The 21,829-nt window shown below is 69.4% G+C and carries 23 protein-coding genes and 2 tRNA genes; 10 read left to right on the top strand and 15 right to left on the bottom strand.

The features are described from left to right. Positions 1-63 precede the first annotated feature (63 nt). On the top strand, positions 64-630 hold the full coding sequence (locus ACWGSM_RS06345; RefSeq protein WP_452322141.1) for an endonuclease domain-containing protein: 567 nt from the start codon (positions 64-66) through the stop codon (positions 628-630). Between the two features lie 154 nt (positions 631-784). Here ACWGSM_RS06345 and ACWGSM_RS06340 read toward each other — a convergent pair whose 3' ends face one another. The 4 genes from ACWGSM_RS06340 to sigK form a co-directional block, all read right to left on the bottom strand. Beyond that, on the bottom strand, positions 785-1,666 hold the full coding sequence (locus tag ACWGSM_RS06340; RefSeq protein WP_452322086.1) for an aminodeoxychorismate lyase: 882 nt from the start codon (positions 1,664-1,666) through the stop codon (positions 785-787). A 183-nt stretch (positions 1,667-1,849) separates the two neighbouring features. Beyond that, a complete protein-coding gene (locus ACWGSM_RS06335; RefSeq protein WP_452322085.1) occupies positions 1,850-2,479 on the bottom strand; it encodes a DNA-directed RNA polymerase subunit beta in 630 nt (209 codons plus the stop codon). A gap of 29 nt (positions 2,480-2,508) precedes the next feature. After that, a complete protein-coding gene (locus ACWGSM_RS06330; protein WP_452322084.1) occupies positions 2,509-3,279 on the bottom strand; it encodes an anti-sigma factor in 771 nt (256 codons plus the stop codon). Then, positions 3,276-3,878 carry an ECF RNA polymerase sigma factor SigK gene (sigK, locus tag ACWGSM_RS06325; protein WP_452322083.1) on the bottom strand — a complete coding sequence of 201 codons (603 nt, stop codon included), beginning with the start codon at positions 3,876-3,878 and terminating at the stop codon, positions 3,276-3,278. The genes ACWGSM_RS06330 and sigK overlap by 4 nt, the downstream gene beginning before the upstream one ends. A 159-nt stretch (positions 3,879-4,037) precedes the next feature. Between sigK and ACWGSM_RS06320 the strand changes: the two genes are divergently transcribed. Beyond that, on the top strand, positions 4,038-4,700 hold the full coding sequence (locus ACWGSM_RS06320) for a fasciclin domain-containing protein (RefSeq protein ID WP_452322082.1): 663 nt from the start codon (positions 4,038-4,040) through the stop codon (positions 4,698-4,700). Positions 4,701-4,890: 190 nt separating this feature from the next. Here the strand turns inward: ACWGSM_RS06320 and ACWGSM_RS06315 are convergent. Further along, positions 4,891-4,965 (bottom strand) — tRNA-Lys (locus ACWGSM_RS06315). A gap of 450 nt (positions 4,966-5,415) precedes the next feature. Then, a complete protein-coding gene (locus ACWGSM_RS06310) occupies positions 5,416-5,898 on the bottom strand; it encodes a hypothetical protein (RefSeq protein ID WP_452322081.1) in 483 nt (160 codons plus the stop codon). Positions 5,899-6,008: 110 nt separating this feature from the next. On the opposite strand from ACWGSM_RS06310, the gene ACWGSM_RS06305 reads away from it, so the two are divergent. Continuing rightward, positions 6,009-6,836 (top strand): serine hydrolase domain-containing protein, encoded by an 828-nt coding sequence (locus ACWGSM_RS06305; protein ID WP_452322080.1) that lies wholly within the window; start codon positions 6,009-6,011, stop codon positions 6,834-6,836. 7 nt (positions 6,837-6,843) lie between these two features. On the opposite strand, the gene ACWGSM_RS06300 is transcribed toward ACWGSM_RS06305, so the two are convergent. Then, the gene (locus tag ACWGSM_RS06300; RefSeq protein WP_452322079.1) at positions 6,844-7,368 is read right to left on the bottom strand and encodes a CGNR zinc finger domain-containing protein; all 525 of its coding nucleotides are present in this window, start codon (positions 7,366-7,368) and stop codon (positions 6,844-6,846) included. 25 nt (positions 7,369-7,393) lie between these two features. On the opposite strand from ACWGSM_RS06300, the gene ACWGSM_RS06295 reads away from it, so the two are divergent. Next, the gene (locus ACWGSM_RS06295) at positions 7,394-7,600 is read left to right on the top strand and encodes a hypothetical protein (protein WP_452322078.1); all 207 of its coding nucleotides are present in this window, start codon (positions 7,394-7,396) and stop codon (positions 7,598-7,600) included. Here ACWGSM_RS06295 and ACWGSM_RS06290 read toward each other — a convergent pair. Then, complete coding sequence (locus ACWGSM_RS06290) at positions 7,581-8,240, bottom strand: IMPACT family protein (RefSeq protein ID WP_452322077.1); 660 nt, start codon at positions 8,238-8,240, stop codon at positions 7,581-7,583. The two genes, ACWGSM_RS06295 and ACWGSM_RS06290, sit on opposite strands and share 20 nt — an antisense overlap. Positions 8,241-8,358: 118 nt before the next feature. Here ACWGSM_RS06290 and ACWGSM_RS06285 point away from each other — a divergent pair, with 118 nt between their 5' ends. Genes ACWGSM_RS06285 through ACWGSM_RS06270 form a run of 4 tightly spaced genes read left to right on the top strand, consistent with a single transcriptional unit; the run spans position 8,359 to position 11,787 of the window. Beyond that, positions 8,359-8,907 carry a type 1 glutamine amidotransferase domain-containing protein gene (locus ACWGSM_RS06285; RefSeq protein WP_452322076.1) on the top strand — a complete coding sequence of 183 codons (549 nt, stop codon included), beginning with the start codon at positions 8,359-8,361 and terminating at the stop codon, positions 8,905-8,907. Between the two features lie 53 nt (positions 8,908-8,960). After that, positions 8,961-9,644: a response regulator transcription factor gene (locus ACWGSM_RS06280; protein WP_452322075.1), complete on the top strand. Its 684-nt coding sequence runs from the start codon at positions 8,961-8,963 to the stop codon at positions 9,642-9,644. Then, positions 9,641-10,987 (top strand): sensor histidine kinase, encoded by a 1,347-nt coding sequence (locus tag ACWGSM_RS06275; protein WP_452322074.1) that lies wholly within the window; start codon positions 9,641-9,643, stop codon positions 10,985-10,987. Before ACWGSM_RS06280 ends, ACWGSM_RS06275 begins: the two co-directional genes overlap by 4 nt. 56 nt (positions 10,988-11,043) lie before the next feature. Then, complete coding sequence (locus ACWGSM_RS06270) at positions 11,044-11,787, top strand: hypothetical protein (RefSeq protein ID WP_452322073.1); 744 nt, start codon at positions 11,044-11,046, stop codon at positions 11,785-11,787. A gap of 48 nt (positions 11,788-11,835) precedes the next feature. Here ACWGSM_RS06270 and ACWGSM_RS06265 read toward each other — a convergent pair whose 3' ends face one another. Together ACWGSM_RS06265 and ACWGSM_RS06260 are read right to left on the bottom strand one after the other, a co-directional pair. Then, a complete protein-coding gene (locus ACWGSM_RS06265) occupies positions 11,836-12,390 on the bottom strand; it encodes a DUF1697 domain-containing protein (protein WP_452322072.1) in 555 nt (184 codons plus the stop codon). After that, positions 12,387-12,965, bottom strand: coding sequence for an isochorismatase family protein (locus ACWGSM_RS06260; RefSeq protein ID WP_452322071.1), 579 nt, complete (start codon positions 12,963-12,965; stop codon positions 12,387-12,389). The genes ACWGSM_RS06265 and ACWGSM_RS06260 overlap by 4 nt, the downstream gene beginning before the upstream one ends. 503 nt (positions 12,966-13,468) lie before the next feature. On the opposite strand from ACWGSM_RS06260, the gene ACWGSM_RS06255 reads away from it, so the two are divergent. Continuing rightward, positions 13,469-15,133 (top strand): sodium:solute symporter family protein, encoded by a 1,665-nt coding sequence (locus ACWGSM_RS06255; protein WP_452322140.1) that lies wholly within the window; start codon positions 13,469-13,471, stop codon positions 15,131-15,133. A 1-nt stretch (position 15,134) separates the two neighbouring features. Beyond that, entirely contained in the window at positions 15,135-15,272 is a 138-nt protein-coding gene (locus ACWGSM_RS06250; RefSeq protein WP_452322070.1) for a putative transporter small subunit, read from the top strand. Positions 15,273-15,331: 59 nt separating this feature from the next. Here ACWGSM_RS06250 and ACWGSM_RS06245 read toward each other — a convergent pair. The 5 genes from ACWGSM_RS06245 to topA form a co-directional block, all read right to left on the bottom strand. Continuing rightward, positions 15,332-15,403: transfer RNA gene (locus ACWGSM_RS06245), tRNA-Thr, on the bottom strand. 82 nt (positions 15,404-15,485) lie between these two features. After that, entirely contained in the window at positions 15,486-17,042 is a 1,557-nt protein-coding gene (locus tag ACWGSM_RS06240) for an alpha/beta hydrolase (RefSeq protein ID WP_452322069.1), read from the bottom strand. Next, positions 17,039-18,196 (bottom strand): DNA polymerase III subunit delta', encoded by a 1,158-nt coding sequence (locus ACWGSM_RS06235; RefSeq protein ID WP_452322068.1) that lies wholly within the window; start codon positions 18,194-18,196, stop codon positions 17,039-17,041. Before ACWGSM_RS06235 ends, ACWGSM_RS06240 begins: the two co-directional genes overlap by 4 nt. 48 nt (positions 18,197-18,244) lie before the next feature. Continuing rightward, positions 18,245-18,874 carry a dTMP kinase gene (tmk, locus tag ACWGSM_RS06230; RefSeq protein ID WP_452322067.1) on the bottom strand — a complete coding sequence of 210 codons (630 nt, stop codon included), beginning with the start codon at positions 18,872-18,874 and terminating at the stop codon, positions 18,245-18,247. Next, entirely contained in the window at positions 18,871-21,774 is a 2,904-nt protein-coding gene (topA, locus tag ACWGSM_RS06225) for a type I DNA topoisomerase (RefSeq protein ID WP_452322066.1), read from the bottom strand. The genes tmk and topA overlap by 4 nt, the downstream gene beginning before the upstream one ends. Positions 21,775-21,829: the final 55 nt, after the last annotated feature.

The raw sequence follows: 21,829 nt of genomic DNA, 5'->3' as shown, positions 1-21,829 counted from the left end.
GCGGGAGGGCCGCACGGCGGGTGCACCGCCGAGGCACCGCCGGGAGAGCCTCCAGCATGTCGGGTGCACTGGGATGACGGTGCCGCCATCACAGGCGAGCTGCCACCGGTGCACAACGTGCTGCTGCAGCTGTCGCAGTGTGAGAGCGAGGAGACGTTCTTCGCCGCCTACGAATCAGCGCTCCGGCTCTCGAAGATCTCGCCGGCCGGCATCGCCTGGCTTTGGAGGCACATCGCCGTCTCGTCGCGATGGCTGCTGGACATCGCCCATTCGGATGCTGACAGCGGGCTCGAGTCGATCGTTCGACTGCGTCTGCACCGACTGGGCATCCGGGTGCGGACTCAGGTCAGCGTTCCCGGGGTCGGCGAAGTGGACATCGTCATCGGCGATCGACTGCTGATCGAATGCGACGGCCGTGAGAACCACGAACGCGAGACGCAACGGCACAAGGATCTGATCCGCGATGCCGCCGCCGCAGCGCGCGGCTACGAGACTCTGCGCTTCGATTACGCGTTGATCGTGCACGACTGGCCGCGCGTCGAAGCCGCCATCGTCGCGAAGCTCCGCGACGGCGCGCATCTGCGAGCGCTCAGGCCCGGCATCCCGGATCGGAAGCGCCGGACCGCCTGAACTCCAGGGGTGCGGACATCCGGGGAGTGCGGCCGCGGGCATCCCGGGCCTCGTGCTCTTGTCGGAAGTATCAGACCGTCCGGACCGCGGGCGGCGTGTCCGTGCCGCCGATGCCGCCGCGCGCACTAACGGACTGAGATCTCCGACGACGCGGTCAGCGCGCAGAGAGCAGGTAGGCGTTCAGCTCGGCGGTCAGGTCGGGGTCGGATGCCACGGTCGCGCCGTCGACGGCGGTGATCGGCGCGGCGAGACGGATGCTCGACACCAGCCAGGCCGCATCGGCCTTCGTCAGGCCGGAGACGGACAGGGTCTCGTAGCGGGTGCGGAATCCGCGGGACTCCAGGTACTCGAACACGCTGAGCTGCGTGGTTCCGTGCAGGATGCCCCCTGCCGGTGCCGGCGTGAGGAACTCGCCGCCCGCGCGGATGATCAGCGATGCGGTCGGCGCCTCGAGCACGTACCCGTCACGGGTGACGAAGATCGCGTCGTCGGCTCCGCGCCGCTTCGCTTCGCGCAGCGCAGCCATGTTCACCGCGTACGACAGTGTCTTCGCACCGAGCAGCAGCCAGGGCGCCCGTTCCCGCACGCCCAGGTCGTAACCCCGGTCGAGAGTGACGATCTTCACTCCGTGGCGTCGCACGGCGCTGAAGTCGGGGGCCGCCCCCACGGTCGCCCACGCGGTCGGGGCCGGCCCGTGCTCGACCCCGCGGCTGAGAATGAGCTTGACGACGGCTTCGCCCGCAGGCGCCTGCGCGGCGACGACCTCGACAGCCTGACGCCACTGGGCGAGGTTCGGCGCGGGGAGGTCGCAAAGGTGCGCGGAGTGCGCGAGTCGCTGCACGTGCGCCTCGACCTCGTTCGCGTGCCCGTCGACGACGCCGATCGACTCGAACACGCCGTCGCCGCGCTGCGTGCTGAGCTCGCCCACGCTGAGCGCGGGTGCGGCGACATCCATCGGCGTGAACGTGTCGCCGAAATTCGCGCGGTCGTCGTCGACATCGGCGGGGGCGATCATGAGAGCGAAGCGCGAGGACATGTGCACAGCCTAGGGCGACGGGAATGCCCGTGCCGCTGACGCGTTACACTTGATAGGCCGGGCCGCATAACCCCGGGCTCCAATATTTGCCGCTGCGAGCGGCCTTCCGCCGAGAGGCGTTCTTGCGGTCCGGCTTTTCTTCTGCCCTCCCGGCTTCGCGAGCACGTGCTCGCTCCGGTCGGCTCAGGTCAGCATGCCGCGCCGCCATGCGGCCGCAGCGGCGGTGAGATCCTCGGCATAGGTCATCAGCCGCAGCGCCCGGCGGGTGAGGTCGCTCGCCCGCTGCGGCTCGGTCGGCTCGTAGTCGTCTGCCGTGTGGGTCGCACCGGATGCCTGCACGCGGCAGTACGCGGCGGCGCGCTCGAGCGCCACCGCGAAGTCGCCCCGGAACACTCCCCGCAGGATCGCGTCGACCAGGTCGACCAGCTCGCTCGGATCGGCGGGAGCCGGTGCGCCGGCGATCGCCGCGTCGGCGGTGCGCAGTTCGACGCGTCCGCGCTCGTAGAGCAGCGCGGTCAGCGGCGCGTCGGAGCGGATCGCGATCTGCAGCAGGTACAGCCGCCACAGCGTGCCGGGCAGTGAGCCGGCGGGCGCGTGCGACCAGAGCTCTGCGATCTCGTCGATGCCGTTCTCGGCCGCGAACGCGAGGAGCCGCTCGGTGATCGCGCCCGACTCGTCGCTGCGCGCGCGCTCGAGCAGAGCAGATGCGGTGGCGTGGGCGACGCGCGACTGCTCGGCGGGGTCGGCCTCGCCGACGATGTTGTCGAAAGCCGCGGGCGGCCTGCGGACTGGGCGGTGGAACTGCTCGGGCATCCGTCAAGGGTACGCCCGGCCGGGCGGGTTCAGGCCGTCGGGATGACGATGATCGGGTCGGTCGTCGGCAATCCGGACGGCGAACCGCCGGCCTGCTCGATCGTCACCGCGATGACATCACCGGCGTGCATGGGCTGGTCGAGCAGCGCCGTCGCCGTGCCGTCGTCGGCGTCGAAGACGCCCGCGGCGATCGGCTCGTCGCCGCGGACGAACCACAGCTCGTAGCTCCTGCCGGCGCCGAGATCGTCGAGTCCGGATGCCACGAGCACGGCCTTGCCCACCTCGCCCGACCAGTGCGCGGTGGCCGTGGCGCCGGAGTCGAGCCGCACCTTCGCCTGCTCGGCATCCGGAGCGGAGCGGATCTCGTCGAGCGCGACCACGGATGCCGGTCGCTGCAGCTGCGAGACCACCGTCGTCGTCGCGATACCCGCGCCGACGATCAGCGCGAGCCCCGCGGCGAGCGCGAAGATCCGGCGCCGCCAGGGCACGGTGGCGGGAGCCGGCGCGCTGGTCGCCCGGGTTTCCGCGTCCGCACCGGCAGCAGCATCCGGAAGTGCCGGACCCGACCCTCCCTGTGGCAGTGTGGCGATCTGCTGCAGCAGCGCCGAGCGCAGCGCCGGCGGCGGCGCGACCGGAGTCAGTCCGTCGACGAGGATCGCCACGGTGTCGTGGTCATCGTCGGCGATGGCCTGCCACTCGGGATGCTCGGCAAGTGCCTCGGCGAACCGCCGCTCGTCGGCGTCCGGCAGGGCGCCGAGGGCGTGTGCGGCTGCAAGCTCCGCGAATTCCCGCTCGTTCATGCTGCTGACACCCCCATCTCTCCACGCAATCGCGTCAGTCCGTCCCGCATTCTCGTCTTGATCGTTCCCAGCGCCACTCCGGTCAGTGCCGCGATCTCGCTCTGGCTGTAGCCGCCGTAGTAGCTCAGGATGAGCGCTTCCTGCTGGGCCTCCGGCAAAGCCGCGAGAGCGGCGACCACGCGCTCGCCTTCCAGCTTCGATTCGACCGCCTCCTGCACCACGTCCCGTTCACCGCCGAGGTCGCGAACGCCGACGCGCATGTCGCGATCGGTGCTGGACTGCGACGAGCGCACCCGGTCGACGGCCCGGCGGTGCGCGATCGTGAAGATCCAGGAGCGTCCCTGACCTCTGTTCGGAGCGAACTTCGAAGCGGATTGCCAGATCTCGAGGAAGACCTCCTGCAGCACTTCCTCGCTCTGCGAGCGATTCACGACGACCTTGAGGATGAGCGCGAACACGCGCGACGAGAGCAGATCGTAGAGCTCGGCGAAGGCACGCTGATCGGCGTGCGCGACGCGGACGAGGAGGTCCGCGACGAGATCGCCGGACGATCCGTCCTCGCGCACCTCTACCCCGTCGATAACCATCTCGACAAGCATGCCTCATCCCTCCTCTCCGGAGTGAGCGCCACCCGCCATCCGTCACGGATTCTTCGGGTCGGGAAATCGATTCGGATTGATTCCCATCCGATCTCGGAGGGGTTCCGAACAACCGTCGACGCCGCGGGAGGTCCGCGGCACGGAACCCCGGAGGTTGAAATGCTCAGCACCAAGAAGAAGATCACCGCCGCTCTCTCGCTCGGTTTCGTCGGCGCCCTCGTCCTGTCGGGCTGCACGATGGGAGGCGGGTCGGACATGGAGTCGTCCGAGCCGAAGCCGGCCGAGACGTCCGAGATGTCCGATGCCCCTGAGACCATGGATCCGGCTGCGAACCTCGTCGGGCCGGGCTGTGAGGCCTACGCCGAGCAGGTGCCGGACGGAGCGGGCTCGGTCGAGGGCATGTCGCAGGACCCGGTCGCCACGGCCGCGTCGAACAACCCGCTGCTGACCACGCTCGTCTCGGCCGTCAGCGGCCAGCTGAACCCCGACGTGAACCTCGTCGACACGCTCAACGGCGACGAGTTCACCGTGTTCGCGCCGGTCGACGACGCGTTCGCCAAGATCGACCCGGCGACGATCGAGAGCCTGAAGACCGACTCCGCCACGCTGACGTCGATCCTGACCTACCACGTCGTGCCCGGCCAGATCGCGCCGGCCGACATCGAAGGCATGCACAAGACGGTGCAGGGCGCCGAGCTCGAGGTCACCGGCTCGGGCGACGACTGGATGGTGAACGACGCGAAGGTCATCTGCGGTGGCGTGCAGACCGCCAACGCCACCGTCTACCTGATCGACTCGGTCCTGATGCCGCCGGCCCAGTGACCCACAGGCACCGCGCAGGAGTGACGCGGTGAGATCAGCCCGGTGGGGATCCGCAGGCTGATCAGAGGCGCCCGTCGACGAGGAATCGACGGGCGCCTCTTCGCGCGCGCATGGTGCACTCCCCGTCGAGATGTCGGATGCCGTGGCTAGCGTCGTCTGCAACGAGAGGACGCTGCAATGACAGCCGAAATGGTGCCCCCGGGGAATTCCGACATCCCGACCCACCGGTTAAAAGCCGGTTGCTCTGCCTCTGAGCTACGGGGGCAGATGCCGCCCGAGAAACGGTGCGGCACCTGTCAGGAGTCTAAACCACTCACCGATTTCAACCGGAAGTCCGCCCGACCGGACGGACTCCAGGAGGTCTGCCGGGAGTGCAACCGGGCGTCATCCAGAAAGTACTACCGAGAGAATCGGGAACACCATATCCGCGTGATCCGACTGCGCTCTGATGCTCGTCGTCTCGCGTCTCAGGCGTTCGTCGCCGACTACCTTCGGGAGCATCCGTGCATCGACTGCGGCGTTGCTGATCTGCGCGTGCTCGATTTCGATCACCGACCTGATTCGGCCAAGCGGGACGGTGTGATGCAACTCGTGCGCAACGGTTTCAGCATCCCCACTATCGCCGCGGAGATCGCGAAGTGCGACGTGCGCTGTCGGAACTGTCACGCCATCGCCACATATGACCGGATGCCGCGCACGTGGCGAGGCGACGCGGTCAGGCGAGCGTGCGCACCTGACGAGCGAGCACCAGCTGAATGATCCACTCGACGACGAGCCAGACCCAGCCTGCGAGCCAGAGGAAGCCCGAGATCAGGGCGAGGATCATCGACACGTCCCCCGCCTGCACCGATCCGGTCAGACCGAGCACGACCGTCATCGCCGATTCGGCACGGCCGTCGTCGCCGCCGTCGATGAGGAAGAAGCCGACGCCGAGGATGCCGATCGAGGTGACCCACGCGGCGATGATCGCCCGCCACCCGCCGGCCGCCCTGCGCAGCACGCCGTTCCGGCGAAGCAGGCCGTTCGCCGCCACCACGATCTGCACGATGTAGCCGGGCAGCAGCATCCAGCTGCTCCAGATAGCCAGCACCAGCATCCACCCGGGGAAGACGAGTTTCGCCGCCAGCGCGAGAAGCGGGAAGAGGATGAGGGCGAGGCCGACGAGCACCGCGGCCGTCGCTGACACTCGCGCATTCATATGCAGATCATCGCATGCGCACACCGGCGGCGACCGGAAGCGGTGTGGGAGGATGCCATCGCGCTCTCCGTGCGTGGGACGCGCGCAGTGCACGACATCCGGGAGGACGCATGACCGCCATCGACGACGCCCTTGATCTGATCGACGGCTGGCCGGTCGACAACGCCGCGGCCGTGGTCGTCGGCGCCGACGGCTCCGTCCTCGCATCGCACGGCGAGCTCAATCGGGTCTACCGCCTGGCTTCCGTCACCAAACCCCTCACCGCCTACGCCGTGCTCATCGCCGTCGAGGAGGGCGTCTTCGACCTCGACGACCCGGCCGGCCCTCCCGGTTCCACCGTGCGGCACCTGCTCGCCCACACCTCCGGGCTCGACTTCTCGGAAGACAAGGTGCGCGCCGAGCCCGGCACCCGCCGGATCTACTCCAACCGCGGCTTCGACGTGCTCGCGCAGACGCTCGAGGAGCGCGCCGAGATCCCTTTCGCCACGTACATCGACGAGGCCGTGTTCGCGCCCCTCGGCATGGCGTCGACGAGGCTGATCGGATCGGCCGGTGCCGGGGCAGAGTCCACCGCCGGCGACCTCGCGCGCTTCGCCGCAGAGCTGCAGCGCCCCGCGCTGCTCGCGGCGCAGACCTTGGCGCTCGCGACGACCGTCGCGTTCCCCGGCCTCGACGGGGTGCTGCCCGGCTACGGCGTGCAGCGGCCGAACGACTGGGGGCTGGGTTTCGAGCTGCGCGACGGCAAGACGCCGCACTGGACGTCGACGGCCAACTCCCCCGCGACGTTCGGCCACTTCGGGCAGAGCGGCACGTTCCTCTGGGTCGATCCGCAGGCGCAGGCGGCCTGCGTCGCGCTCGCCGACCGGGACTTCGGCCCGTGGGCGGTGGAGGCGTGGCCGCCACTGTCGGATGCCGTGCTCGCCGCCCTCCGCGGTTGAGTCACTGTCACGGCGACGCGCTGCGGGCACGGTGTCGCCGGACGGCATCCCGGTTGGCGCAGCGCACCGAGCAGTACCGCTGCCGACCGTTGCGGGTGACGTCGACGACCACTCGTCGGCACGGGGATGCTGCGCAGCGACCGAGCCGGTGCATCCCGCGGCCGGCGAGATGCAGCGCTGTCCCAACGCTGATCACGGCCTCGAGCACGGCCGGGAGGCTCTGACCGGCGTCACGATAGTGCAGGTGCCATCCCTCCCCGTCGTGATCGGTCAGCTGCGGGAACGCCGCCGCGGCCGCCATCTGCGCGTTCAGGATCATCGCGCGATGCTCGTGTGTCTCGGCATCCACCACCTTCAACCACGCGTCGACGACCTCGCGCACGCGCGGGTGGTCGTCGGCCGTCTTCTCGAAAGCCATGGTCATGCCGAAGTCCCGGGTGCGCTGCTCGATGCCGGCGCGGTCGGCGGGCCAGTCGTCAGCGAGTGACGCAGCCAGCAGTACCGCGTACTCACCGTAAGGGTTGAGATGCATAACAGCATTACATCATTGTGGAGGCATGACCGCTTCCCGCACTCTTCCGCTCCCCACCCTCGCCGGCGTGCACGAGCACGGCTGGACCACAGAATCCGCGCATCCCACCTCGCAGGGCGAGGTGGTGTACGTACGCTGCGCCACCTGTGGCGCGCGGCGCGTCGACGTGCGCGGCGCGCCCGACCTGCCACCGAGCGCGCAGAGCCGTCCGGTCAGCGCGGCACGTCGATGACCCGCTGCACGCCCGTGCCGACGGCTGCCACCGCTCCGGCCGACAGCGCGGCGATCTCGGCCTGCAGACCCGGCACGGCCTCGGCCGGCCCCCACACCTCGAACTCCGCCGTGGCCGCGTACGTGGTCTCGCCGAGCACCGCCCCGCTGCGCGCCGTCCAGTCGCGCAGCAGGTTGTCGAAGCGCCCGGCATCCGCATGCGGAGCGGTCAGAACCACCTGATCCAGCACCCGCCGGTCGACCAGACTCGCCAGGTCGAGCGCCCCCGAGACCGCGGACGAGTACGCGCGCACGAGCCCGCCGGCGCCCAGCTTGATGCCGCCGAAGTAGCGGGTCACCACGGCGACGACGTCGGTCAGCTCGCGGCGTCGCAAGACCTCGAGCATAGGGATGCCCGCCGTGCCCGACGGTTCGCCGTCATCCGACGACCGGGCGCGATCGCCGTGCAGACCGGTGACCTGCGCACTGCAGTTGTGCGCGGCATCCCAATATCGCTTCTTCACCCCGGCGATCACCTGATCGGCCGCGTCGGGCGTCTCCACCGGCGCGACGAGCGTCAGAAACCGCGACTTGCGGATCACCAGCTCGTGCTCGACGGGAGCGGCGATCGTCGCGGGCAGCGGACGCGACGGCACGGACATCCCTCCAGCGTAGGCACCCAACCGCGTATCACGCGTCACCGCACCTGACCATCCCCTGCCCGGAAGCGCCTCTGCGTCGCAGAATGGCGTCATCCATCCCCGATCGAAAGGACGCATCATGACGAGCATCTCGGACGCGAAGGTCGCCTTCCTCGCGACGAACGGCTTCGAAGACAGCGAGCTGACCGAGCCGTGGCGGGCGGTGACCGAGGCGGGCGCCGCCGCGACCATGGTGTCGCCCGAGTCCGGCGAGATCACGGGCAAGAACGGACACACCCAGACCGTGGACCTCGCCGCCTCATCAGCGTCAGCCGATGACTTCGACGCTCTGGTGCTGCCCGGCGGCGTCGTCAACTCCGACCACCTGCGCATGGACCGCGACTCCATCGATCTCGCCCGCGCATTCTTCGAGCAGCACAAGCCGGTCGGGGTGATCTGCCACGGCGCGTGGATCCTCATCGAGGCGGGCGTCGTCGACGGTCGCACCCTCACCAGCTACCCCAGCCTGACCACCGACCTGCGAAACGCGGGCGCGAACTGGGTCGACGAGGAGGTCGTCGTCGACGCCGGCCTGGTCTCCAGCCGCACACCCGATGACCTGCCTGCCTTCTGTGCGAAGGTGGTCGAGGAGATCGGCGAGGGCAAGCACCGCGAACAACACGCCTGATCGGCGGCTCTCACTTCAGTTGCGCTTCAGGATCCAGCCGACAGACTGTGAGCATGCGGATCCTGCTCGTCGACGACGAAGTGCGCCTCGCCGACGGCATCCGCCGCGGGCTCGAGGCCGAGGGGATGGTCGTCGACGTCGCACATCACGGCGTCGACGGCCTCGCCAAGGCGCGTGACGCCGACTACGACGCGATCGTGCTCGACGTCATGATGCCGGGCATGAGCGGCTACCGGCTGTGCCAGGCGCTGCGTGCCGAGGGCGATTGGACGCCCGTGCTCTTCCTCACCGCGAAGGACGGCGAGTGGGACGAGGTCGAGGGACTCGACACCGGCGGTGACGACTGGCTGACCAAGCCGTTCTCGTACCCGGTTCTCGTCGCTCGGCTTCGGGCCCTGGTGCGCCGCGGCGGCCGCGAGCGTCCGGCGGTGCTCGAGGCGGGCGACCTGCGACTCGACCCCGCCGCTCGGCGGGTCTTCCGCGGCGAGACCGAGGTGTCGCTCACGGCGCGGGAGCTCGCCGTGCTCGACTTCCTGGTGCGCCGCCGCGACGAGGTGGTCACCAAAGCCGAGATCATCGCGAACGTGTGGGGCGCCGACTTCGACGGCGATGCGAACATCGTCGAGGTCTACATCGGGCACCTGCGCGCGAAAGTCGACCGCCCTTTCGACCGGGCGAGCATCCAGACCGTCCGCGGTGCCGGCTATCGCCTGGCGGGGAGGGATGCCACGGCATGACCTCACCGCTGCGCTCCATCCGCTCCCGCCTCACCATCGGCGCGCTCCTGATCGTCGCCGTGGCCTTGATCGCCGGGTCGTTCGCCGCCGTTCAGGTGCTGCGCGTCACGCTGACCGACAGCGTCGCCGCGGCCGTGCAGCAGGACCTCGACACGATCTCCGGGCAGCTGGACCGCGGCCAGGGGCGGGTGGATGCCATCGACGACGATGTTCTCGTGCGACTGCAGGGTTCGGGCGATCATTACGGCGGCGAGCGCGACGACGACGACACCGCAGGCGTCGGTTCGGATGAGGCGAACGACGATGACGCGCGGACGCTTCCCGTCGTGCGGGAGGATCACACGCAGCGCATCGAGGTCGACGGCGATCCCTACCTCGCCGTGAGTGAGGAGACCGATCGCGGCACGCTCACCGTGGCCCGACCGCTGGCGGGCGTGGACGAGGCGGTGTCGGCGTCGGCCGTGCTGCTGGTCGTCGCCGTGCCGCTCGTGCTGGGCCTCGTGGGACTGGTCATGTGGGTGGTCGCGACCCGCGCCCTCGCTCCGGTCGAGCGGCTGCGCCGGCAGGTGGATGCCATCGACGCTGCCGGCCTCGACCGACGGGTGGATGCCGCGCGGGACGACGAGCTGGGCGCGCTCGCCCAGACGATGAACCGGATGCTGGACCGTCTGGAGCAGTCGCAGACCACGCAGCGCCGGTTCGTCAGCGACGCGTCGCACGAGCTGCGCTCGCCCCTGGCGACCATCCGGCAGCACGCCGAACTGGCGACAGCGCATCCCGAGGCGAGTTCGCTGGCCGCTCTGAGCCGCGTCGTGCTCGATGAGGGCGAGCGGATGCAGGAGCTCGTCGAGGGTCTGCTGCTGCTGGCCCGGCTCGACGAGGGCCGCGACGCGCCTGTGGCACCCATCGACATGGACGACATCGCCCTCGCCGAGGCGCACCGGCTGCGCGGCATGGGGGTGACCGTCGACACGAGCGGGATCGGCCCCGGCCGCGTCGTGGGCAATACCGCGCTGCTCGCGCGCGCGGTGCGCAACCTCGCCGACAACGCCGCTCGCCATGCTCGTGAGCGGGTGTCGCTTCGCGTCGTCGAGCGAGGTGACAGCGTGCTGCTGCAGGTCGAGGACGACGGCGCCGGCATCCCGGTCGACGAACGCGAGCACATCTTCGACCGCTTCGTGCGCCTCGACGAGGCGAGGGCGAGGGATGCCGGCGGCAGCGGTCTTGGACTGGCCATCGTGCGGGAGGTCGCTCTGGCGCACGGTGGAACGGTCACCGCATCCGACGGCGCCGGCGGAGGGGCGCTGATGACTCTCTCCCTCCCCCGCTCACCGGAATCCTGAACGTCGCTTCAGGTGATTTCAGGAGCGCTTCACCGCCTGCGGAGCACAGTGGAGACATGGACAACGACGAGAAGACCCCCGCCCCCTCGACCGCTCCCGCCGATTCCGGCGCCGATGCCGGCGCTGACGCGAAGAACCCCACTCGCGGACGGCGCCGCACCCGCACGATCCTGATCGGCGCCGGCGCCGCTGTCGCGCTGCTCGCCTTCGGCGGCGGCGCATATGCGATCGGCGCCGCGGTGGGCGACGATGACGACGACCGGCCCGGCATCCACGCGCCCGGCTCTCACGACGACGACGCGCGCGACGGCGGGCCCGCACAGGGCCGTGACGACGACCGCGACGACCGCGGCGGCGACGGCAGCGCGGCGTGGGCTCCCGCCGATGCCGCCGCGCTGCGCTCGGCCGCGGAGGCCACGATCGAGCATGCCTCGGCCGAGGGGATCACCTCGATCGAGGTCGAGCGCGGCGGGTACGACGTCGACGCCCGCCTGGCCGACGGCACCGAGGTCGACCTCTTCGTCACTCCCGAGGGCGTCGTGCGCGAGCGCGGGGACGACGATGCGGATGACGGCGACGGCGACGATCCGGTGATCGACCTGGCCCGGCTCGGCGACATCCTCACCGCCGCACAGTCGGCCGCCGACGACGCCGGAGCGGCAGAGGCGACGTTCCACGCGCTGTCGACGAGTGGCTCAGGCTCGGCCTACGAGGTCGAGCTGCGTGGCGAAGACCGCGTCGAGGTCGAGGTCGACCTAGACGCCGAGCTCGCAGTGGTCCGGGTCGACGTCGACAGCTGAGTAGACCAGCTCACAGAGCCGGGGCCGGTGCATCCGTCCCCGGCTCTGTCATGCGCGGGCGGTGGTCGCGGTCAGCTCCACCAGTGTGCGCAGGGTCTTGCGGTTGCGCGCGGTGCCCGCTGTGCCGAGTGCGCGATCGAGCACCGCTCGGGTGAGCTTGGTCGACGCGACGCCGCCCTGACCGTAGTCGATCCACAGTTCGCGTCCGACGAGCGCGATGCGCTCACCGGGCCGCACCTGCTCGGTGAGCTGATCGACCGCTCCGGCGGCGGCCTCGCCCTCGAGGAACATCACGTGCACCATCTTGTCGAGCCCCGCGTCCCCGAACGGATCAGCGCGCTCGACACGTGCGAGATCCGCGTGGGTCCGTGCGATCACCGGAGTGTCGACGCCGAACTCGTCGGCGACGAGTGCCCGCACGTCTGCGCATGCGCTCGCGAGATCGTGCGGTGCGTCGCAGATGATGTTGCCGCTGGCGATGTAGGTCGACACGTTCTGCAGGCCGCCTCGCTCCGACAGCAGCGACCTCAGCTCGGCCATCGGCACTCGGTTGGTCCCTGAAACGTTCACCGCCCGCAGCAGCAGAGCGCAGCGGCCGGTCATCGCCCGGCGCCGGAGAGTTCTGCTCCGGCGTGTGCGAGCTCGGCGAGCGCCGCCGCGCTGGACTCCTCGGCGACACCCGCGACGAGGTCTGTGAGCACGCGTATCCGGATGCCGTGTGCGATCGCGTCCAGCGCGGAAGCTCGCACGCAGTGGTCGGTGGCGATGCCGACCACGTCGGCATCGGTCACGCCGTGCGCGGCGAGGATCTCGGCCGTCCGCTCCCCGCCGTCGGTGACGCCCTCGAACATCGAATAGGCCGGGATGCCCTGCCCCTTGCGCACATGGTGCGTGATCGCCGTCGTGTCGAGCAGCGGGTCGTAGGCCGCGCCCTCCGTATCCGCGATGCAGTGCGCGGGCCGGGTGTCGACGTAGTCCGGCTGCCCCGAGATGTGGCCGCCGTTGTCGCTGTCGGGTTCGTGCCAGTCGCGCGACGCGATGATGACGCCGTAGTCGGCGGCGTGGCCTGCCAGCAGCGCCGACACTCCCGACGCCACGGCATCACCGCCGGCCACGGCGAGGGCGCCGTGCTCGGTGAAGTCGTTCTGCACGTCGACGATGAGAAGAGCCCTGGTCATGCACCGAGCGTACGCGTCGGAGGGGATCGACGGTGGCTCCGGCGCGACGCCGTCCGGCCCGCATTTGACTTGCCCCGCCCTGTTGCTACCGTGGAGAGGCGGGCCGGACATGCTCGCAGCGCTGCCGCCCGGTCACGAGCGTCCGCCCCGATGAGGACCAGAGGTCCGCCCCTGGGCGCGCCACGACGAACCGCCTGCGTCGTGAGCAGCGCCCGTTCTCTCCGGCTCGCGCGGAGGCTTCGGCCTTCCGCGCACGCACGCGTCGCTTCTCGGCGGAGGCGACATCCGCGCGCGTGCTCACCGTGAGAAGGAAGCGTATGCCGCCCAGAATCCGTTTCGCCCCCGAACCGTCCATCTGTCTGCTCACCGGCCCTCTCAAGGCCACACTCCCGTCCCGTTAGTGCTCTCTCGTCCCGCCCACCGGCAGCGCCGCCGGCCCTTCGACCAGAGAGAGAAACGTGGAAAACCTGCAAACACTCGCTGGACCCATCGTGGTCCTGCTCATGCTGCTGTTCTTCGGTGGCAGCCTGTACATGTCGCTGCGCATTCGCAAGCGCACCGAGAACGCCGACGGCTACATGACCGGCGGCGGCAAGATCGGGTTCGGCATCTCAGCCGCATCCATGACCGCCACCTGGATCTGGGCGTCGTCGATGTACGCCTCGGCCACATCCGGCTACACCTACGGCATCTCCGGCCCCATCCACTACGGACTGTGGGGCGCGTTGATGATCCTGCTCATCTACCCCTTCGGCAGGCGCATCCGCCAGGTGGCGCCCAAGGCGCACACGATCGCCGAGGTGATGTTCGCCCGGCACGGCCGCTCCAGCCAGCTGATGCTCGCCGGATCCAACGTCCTCGGCAGCATCATCAGCCTCACCTCGAACCTCATCGCCGGTGGCGCGCTGATCTCGATGCTCTCGCCGTTCAGCTTCAGCCAGGGCATCCTCGCCATCGGCGCGGGTGTGCTGCTCTACACGCTGTGGTCGGGGTTCCGCGCGTCGGTGCTCACCGACTTCGCGCAGGTGGTGGCCATGCTCGGCGCGGTGATCGTGATCATCCCGGTGATCTTCTTCGCCGCCGGCGGCCCGAGCCTGTTCGAGACGGGGGCGTCGAACCTCACCCCGCAGCAGGCGGACTTCTTCTCGTCCGACGCGTTCTTCAACCAGGGCGCCCCGTACATCGCCGCCGTGCTCGCCTACGCGATCGGAAACCAGACCATCGCGCAGCGCCTGTTCGCCGTGCGTGAAGACCTCATCAAGAAGACCTTCATCACCGCGACCTTCGGGTACGGCGCGACGATCATCGGCATCGGGATGCTGGGCGTGATCGCCCTGTACGCGGGCGTCACCCCTACGGGCGGCGACGTGAACAACCTGATCCCGCAGATGGCTGCGACCTACCTGTCGCCGCTGCTGCTGTGCGTGTTCTTCGTGATGATCATCGGCTCGCTGTCGTCGACGGCGGATGCCGACCTGACGGCCCTGTCATCGATCATCATGGCTGACGTCTACGGGCAGAACATCGCCGGCAAGAAGAACGCGAACCCACGCACGATGGTGCTCGTCGGCCGCATCACGATGGTCGTCGCGATGGTCGCCGGCCTGTACTTCGCCGGCAGCAGGTTGAACATCCTCGACCTGCTGGTGTTCGTCGGCGCGCTGTGGGGCGCTCTGGTGTTCCCCGTGATCGCGAGCTTCTACTGGAACCGCGTCACCAACCTCGCGTTCTCGGTGTCGGTGGTCGTCGCACTGGCCGCGTTCCTGCCGGTGCGCTTCGAGTGGGTCGACCTGAACGGTCCGATCGGCGTCGTCTCAGACGTCATCTCGACGATCGGCATCGGCGTCGTGCTGGGGCTGATGGCGTTCGGCTTCTTCGGAAAGCGCGTGGCGCTCATCATCGGAGCGGTCGCGACCCTGGCATCCGCGCCCTTCGCGATCGGATTCCTGCACACCTACCCGGTGCTGTCGGGCTCCCTCGTCGCGTACGCGGTGTCGACGATCGTCTGCGTCGCCCTCACTCTGCCCAGCAAGAAGGAGGACTTCGACTTCGAGCTGATCAAGCACCGCACCGGCGACTTCGACTCGGTCGACACCGGCGAGCTCAACGCCGAACTGATGCGGTTGACCGATACCGAGTCGCTGTCCGCTGAGAACGAGAGGAACTGACATGGAACTGTCCACCATCGCTCTGACCGGCTACGTGCTGATGTGGCCCGTGGTCGTGGCCGGAGTGCTCACCGTCATCGTCCGTGCGTTCGCCAAGGAGGCGAAGAAGGCCAAGGCCGAGGGCCGCTCGATCATCTGATCGGAGCGCCGCCGAGACGATCGAAGGCCCGGGATGCTGTGCGTCCCGGGCCTTTCTCGAGCCACCTGTCAGGATCGAACTGACGGCCTTCCCATTACGAGTGGGATGCTCTACCACTGAGCTAAGGTGGCGTGCGCAGCGGACTGCGGCACAAGCAAAGATCCTACTACGACGATCCGGTGCGCGCGAAACCGAGCAGGCCCCGTTCGCGCGTCACTCGCAGCGCAGCCCGTCGTCGGGAATCGTCCCGTCGATGAGGAAGGCCTCGACCGCATCATCGACGCAGCTGCTGCCCTTGTTGTAGCCCGTGTGACCCTCGCCCACCCGGGTGACGAGCACTCCATTCTCGAGCTGCTGCGCGAGCGACTGCGACCACTCGTAGGGGGTCGCGGGGTCGTTCGTGGTGCCGACCACGACGATCGGGCCGGAGCCGGACGCGGCGATCGGCTCGCGCACGCCGACCGGTGGGTACGGCCACACCTCGCACGGGTCGGGGCCCTGCCAGTACGGGGCGAACGTCGGGGCGAGCTTCTCGATCTTCGCGATCGCCGCGGCTTCCGCTGTGGGGTCGTCCTCGACGGGGTAGTCCATGCAGTTGTACGCCCGGAACGCCTCGGCGGAGTTGTCGGCGTAGGTGCCGTCGGGTTCACGGCCGTTGTAGCTGTCGGCCAGCGCGAACAGCACCGACGGATCGCCCTGCAGCACGGCGGTGAACCCCTGGGTGAGGTACGGCCAGCTCTGCTCGCTGTACATCGCGGTGATGATGCCGGTGATCATCGTGTCGACGGTCAGCATCCGCCCGTCGCCGTTCTCGATCGGCGTGCGGGCGACCGTGGCGAGCAGCGCCTGGACGTCGGCGATAGCCTCGTCCACCGAGCCGTTGAACGGGCAGTCCGCGCCGGAGAGGCATCCGGAGAGGTACGCGCGCAGCGCTGATTCGAAGCCGACCGCCTGCGTGGTGCCGACGTCCAGCCCGGGGACGGCCGGGTCAATCGCCCCGTCGAGCACCAGCCGCTGGGCCCGCTCGGGGAACAGCTTCGCGTAGGTCGCGCCGAGGAACGTGCCGTACGAGTAGCCGAGGTAGTTCAAGGTCTTGTCGCCCAGCACCCCGCGGATCAGATCCATGTCACGGGCCGAGTTGATCGTCGTGATGTGCGGCAGCAGCCCGTCGCTGTTCGCCTCGCAGGCATCGGCGTACTGCTGGTTGCGCACCGTGATCTCCGCCTCCCACTCCGCAGTGTCGCGAGGGGCGTCGAGCACGCCGTAGTTGTACTCGTCCATCTGCTCGGCGTCGAGGCACGAGACCGCGCTCGAACGGCCGACGCCGCGCGGGTCGAATCCGATCACGTCGAAGCGCTCGATGAGGTCGGCCCCGACCGCGTACTCGAGACTCTGGGCGACGAAGTCGTATGCGCTCGAGCCGGGCCCGCCGGGGTTGATCAGCAGCGAGCCCTGGAACTCCCCGGTCGCCTGGTGGCGGATGACCGACAGGGTCAGGTCGCCCGCCGACGGGTCGTCCCAGTCGCGCGGGGCGGTGACCTCGGTGCAGTCGAACCGGGCTCCGCACCCCTCCCACTCGAGCTTCTGCGAGTAGTACGACTGCAGCTGTTCGGGGACGCCAGACAGGTCGGGGTCACGGGAGATCGAGCTGGGAGTCTCCGGGATCTGCGCGTACAGGCAACCGGAGAGCACGAGTGACGCCGCAGCGAGGCCGGCGAGCACGGCGGCCACCCGGCGCAGCGGGCGGGACCTGGAGGTTCGGAGGTTCACGGGGTCCTTCCGCTGGAGACGGTCACGAGAAGACTCTCGACGGCGAGGAGCGGCGCGACGTTGCGCTCCAGGGATTCGCGGGTGGCGGCGACGGCATCGAGCACGAGAATGGTGCGCTCGACCGGCCACGCGCCGGCGATGCGCTCGAGCTCGTCGCGCAGCTCGCGGTTGATCAGCTGGTCGCCGCGCTCGAACTGCAGCATGACGACGTCCCGGTACAGGGACTGCAGGTCGGTGAGCACCCGGTCGATCCCGTCGCGCAGGCTGCGCGTGGCGCGCTTGCGCTGATCATCCTCGAGGGCACTGATCTGCGCCCGCAGCGCGGGCGGCACGGCCTGCCCCTCGGCGATACCGACGGTGCGAAGCAGAGTGGCTCGCTCGGCGGCATCGCGCTCGGCGGTGAGCGACTTCGCGTCGTCGGTCGCGGCCTGGATGATCGTCCCGGCGACCTCGACGGCCGTGCTGACCCCCCGCACGCCGAGCACGGCGCGCAGCGTCTCGTCGCGCCGGCGCCGCGCGGCGTCGTCGGTCGCCAGCCGCTGTGCCATGCCGATGTGCCGCTGCGCATGCCGGGCGGCCTGCTCGGCGACGGCGGCGTCGACGCCGGTGCGGGCAGCGATGAGTCGCGCCACGTCGTCGACGTCGGGTTCGCGCAGGCGCAGCGGGCGCACCCGCGAGCGGATGGTGGGAAGCAGGTCGGCCTCGCTGGGGGCGCACAGCACCCACACCGTCTTCTCCGGCGGTTCTTCGAGAGCCTTCAGCAGCACATTCGAGGTGCGCTCGACCATGCGATCGGCGTCTTCGACGACGATCACCCGGTAGCGTCCGGCGGACGGGGCGAAGTATGACCGCTCGACCAGGGCGCGCGCCTCGGCGATGGTGATGATCACCTTGTCGGTGCGCAGCGCCGTGACATCCGGATGCGTACGCGCGAGCACCTGACGCATGGTGGCCTCGTCGCCCGGCTCGTCCGCGATGAGCGCGGCCGCGAACGCGTAGGCCAGAGTGGATCGTCCCGACCCCGGCGGGCCGGTGATCAGCCAGGCGTGCGACAGGGATGCCGGGTCGGCTGCGGCCTGACGGAGGGTCTGCACCGCGGCATCCTGCCCCCACACGTCCGTCCACGGGAACGGCGCAGTGGCGAGGGCTGTCATGCTCTCCAGCCTATCCGCGGGGCCGACATCGCCTGATGCTCCGCCCGCTCAGACGAGGATCGACATGCGCGCCCGGATCAGCACGGCGATGTCATCGGGGTCGAGCGAGGCGTCGACGACGAGGAATCGCTGCGGCTCGGCGGCGGCGAGCGCGAGATACGCCGCTCGCACGCGGGCGTGGAAGTCCTCTTTCTCGGCCTCGAGACGATCGAACGGCTTGTCGTCCGCGTCGAGCCGGCGACGGGCCGTCGACGGGTCGAGGTCGAGCAGCACGGTCAGATCAGGCAGCGCGCCCTCGGTCGCCCACAGCGAGAGGTCGCGCACCTCGGCGGCGTCGAGCACGCGCCCGGCACCCTGATACGCGACGGACGAGTCGAGGTAGCGGTCCTGGATGACGACGTCGCCGCGGTCCAGCGCCGGTCGGACGACCGTCGCGACATGGTGGGCGCGGTCGGCTGCGTACAGCAGAGCTTCGGCACGGGGTGCGATGTCGCCTCGGTGGTGAAGCACGATGTCGCGGATGAGGGTGCCGACCTCGGAGCCGCCGGGCTCGCGGGTGTGCAGCACGGTGCGACCGCGCTGCTGCATCCACTGCGCGAGCAGCCCGGCCTGGGTGGTCTTGCCCGAGCCGTCACCGCCTTCGAACGTTATCCACAGCCCCGGCTGTTCCCGGGTCACGCGTCTGCCTTGGCCGCCGCGCGTGCCGCGTCGGCCTTCGCGATCGCGTTCGCCTTGCGCGTGGCGGCGGCCTTCTTCGCCGCTGCAGAGCGCGCCGCCGCCTTGTCGGCGTCCGAGGCCGGCTTCGTCGTGGTCTTCTTGGCGGCCGGCTTCCTGGCTGCGCTCTTCTTGGCTGCCGGCTTCTCGGCCGGGGCCTTCTTCACGGTCGACTTCTTCGCACCGCGTTTGGGCGCGGGGCCCTTGGCCCGCTTGTCGGCGAGCATCTGGACGGCGATCTCGAACGTGACGTCGTCGGGGGTCTGCCCGCGCGGGATGGTCACGTTGGTCTCGCCATCGGTGACATAGGCGCCGAAGCGGCCGTCGCGGATGCGGATCGGCTTGCCGCTGACGGGATCGGCCTCGAATTCCTTCAGCGCGCTGGACGCCTTGCGCCCGCCGTACTTCGGCTGGGCGTACAGCTCGAGTGCCTTCTCGAGTGTGACGTCGAAGATCTGCGACTCGCTCTCCAGCGAGCGCGAGTCGGTGCCCTTCTTCAGGTAGGGCCCGAAGCGTCCGTTCTGCGCGGTGATCTCCTCACCCGTGGCGGGATCGGCTCCGACCACGCGCGGCAGGCTGAGCAGCTGCAGCGCGGTGTCGAGGTCGATCGTGTCGACCGACATCGAGCGGAACAGCGACGCGGTGCGGGGCTTGGGCGCCGCACCCTTCTTCGTCTTCTTCTTGCCCTTCGAACCGGCTTCCTGAGCCTGTGGCAGGACCTCGCCGGTCGACTCATCGACGGCGTCGTCTTCGGAGACCGGGTCGTTCTCCTGCACGTACGGGCCGAAGCGGCCGTCCTTGACGACGATGATCTTGCCGTTCTCGGGGTTCTCGCCGAGCACACGATCGCCGGCGACGGGCGCGTCGATCAGCTCGCGCGCCTTGTCGGCGGTGAGCTCATCCGGCGCGAGGTCCTCGGGCACGTTGACGATGCGCGGCTTGGCCTCGGGGTCCGCCGGATCGGCGACCTCGAGGTACGGGCCGTACTTGCCGAAGCGGAGCGTGGCATCGTCGGTGATGCGCGTCGAGTTCAGCGCCCGCGCGTCGATCTCGCCGAGGTTGTCGACGACCTGTCGCAGGCCCACCTGATTCTCGGAGCCGTAGTAGAACGACTTCAGCCACTCGACGCGGTTCTGCTCGCCGCGGGCGATCGCGTCGAGGTCGTCTTCGAGGGCTGCGGTGAAGTCGTAGTCGATCAGGTCGGCGAAGTGCTGCTCGAGCAGCCGCACGACGCTGAACGCCAGCCACGTGGGCACCAGCGCCTGTCCGCGCTTGGTCGCGTAGCCGCGATCGATGACGGTGCCGATGATGCTCGCGAAGGTCGACGGGCGGCCGATGCCGTGCTCTTCGAGGGCCTTCACCAGCGAGGCCTCGGTGTAGCGCGGTTTCGGCGTGGTGCGGTGCCCCTTCGCCACGGATTCGCCGATGGCGAGCTCGTCACCGACGGTCACGGCGGGCAGCGACTGGTCGGCCGAGGAGTCCTGCGCGTTGCGCTTCTCGTCGCGACCCTCCTCGTATGCCTCGAGGAAGCCCTTGAACGTGTAGACGGTTCCGGATGCCGTGAACTCGACCCGCTTGCCGGCAGCCTGGGTCTCGAGGGTGACCGTGGTGGTCTCGTACTTGGCATCCGACATCTGGCTGGCGACGGTGCGCTTCCAGATCAGGTCGTACAGGCGCTGCTCTTCGCGGTCGAGGCCGGAGGCGACCGACGCGGGTGTGCGGAAGGTCTCGCCCGACGGACGGATCGCCTCGTGCGCCTCCTGCGCGTTCTTGCTCTTCGACTTGTAGACGCGCGGCTTCAACGGCACGGCCGAGTCGCCGTACAGGGCCACCGCCTGGTTTCGCGCAGCCTGGATCGCTTGCGTGCTCAGCGCGACCGAGTCGGTGCGCATATAGGTGATGTACCCCTTCTCGTAGAGCCGCTGGGCGACGCTCATCGCCTGCTTGGCGCTCATCGAGAGCTTGCGTCCGGCCTCCTGCTGCAGCGTGGAAGTGGTGAAGGGCGCGTAGGGGCTGCGGGTGCCGGGCTTCGCCTCGACCTTGGAGACGGTCGCCGTTCCTGTGGCGTCCACGGCTACGGCCAGCGCTTCGGCGTCGGCCTCGGAGAGCACGACGACGGCCTTCTTGAGCTTTCCGGTGTCGTCGAAGTCGGTTCCGCGGGCGAGCTGACCACCGTCGACGCGCACGAGACGCACACCGAACGCGGATCCCTGGGCCGAGCCCGCCGACGCGGACGCCTGCGACTCGACATCCCAGTACTCCGCCGAGACGAACGCCATCCGCTCGCGCTCGCGCTCGACCACCATGCGGGTGGCGGCCGACTGCACGCGGCCGGCGGACAGCCCCGACTTGACCTTGTACCAGAGCACCGGAGAGACATCCCAGCCGTACAGCCGGTCGAGGATGCGGCGGGTCTCCTGCGCGTCGACGAGGGCGAGGTCGAGCTCTCGCGTGTTGCCCACGGCGGCCTGGATGGCGTCTTCGGTGATCTCGTGGAAGACCATGCGCTTGACGGGCACCTTGGGCTTGAGCGTCTCGAGCAGGTGCCAGGCGATGGCCTCGCCTTCGCGGTCCTCATCTGTGGCGAGCAGGACCTCGTCGGCGCTCTTCAGCGCACGGCGCAGCTCGGCGACCGTCTTGGTCTTGCGATCGGACACCACGTAGTAAGGGTCGAAGTCGTTCTCGACGTCGATGGAGTACTTGCCGTACGCCTTCTTGTCGTCGGCCGGGATGTCCTTCTTGTCTGCGAGGTCGCGGATGTGACCGACCGAGCTGAGCACCTGGTACCCGTCGCCGAGGTATCCCTGGATCGACCTCATCTTCGTCGGGGACTCGACGATGACGAGCTTCTTGCCTTCTGCCAAGGGGGCGTCCTTTCTTCGAAGCACACCATACACACCGCGATCCCGGCATGGGCCG

The sequence above is a fragment of the Microbacterium sp. NPDC055521 genome, from assembly GCF_053619695.1.
Note: the sequence above shows the minus strand (reverse complement) of the source record. Positions and strands in the feature narration are given on the sequence as shown.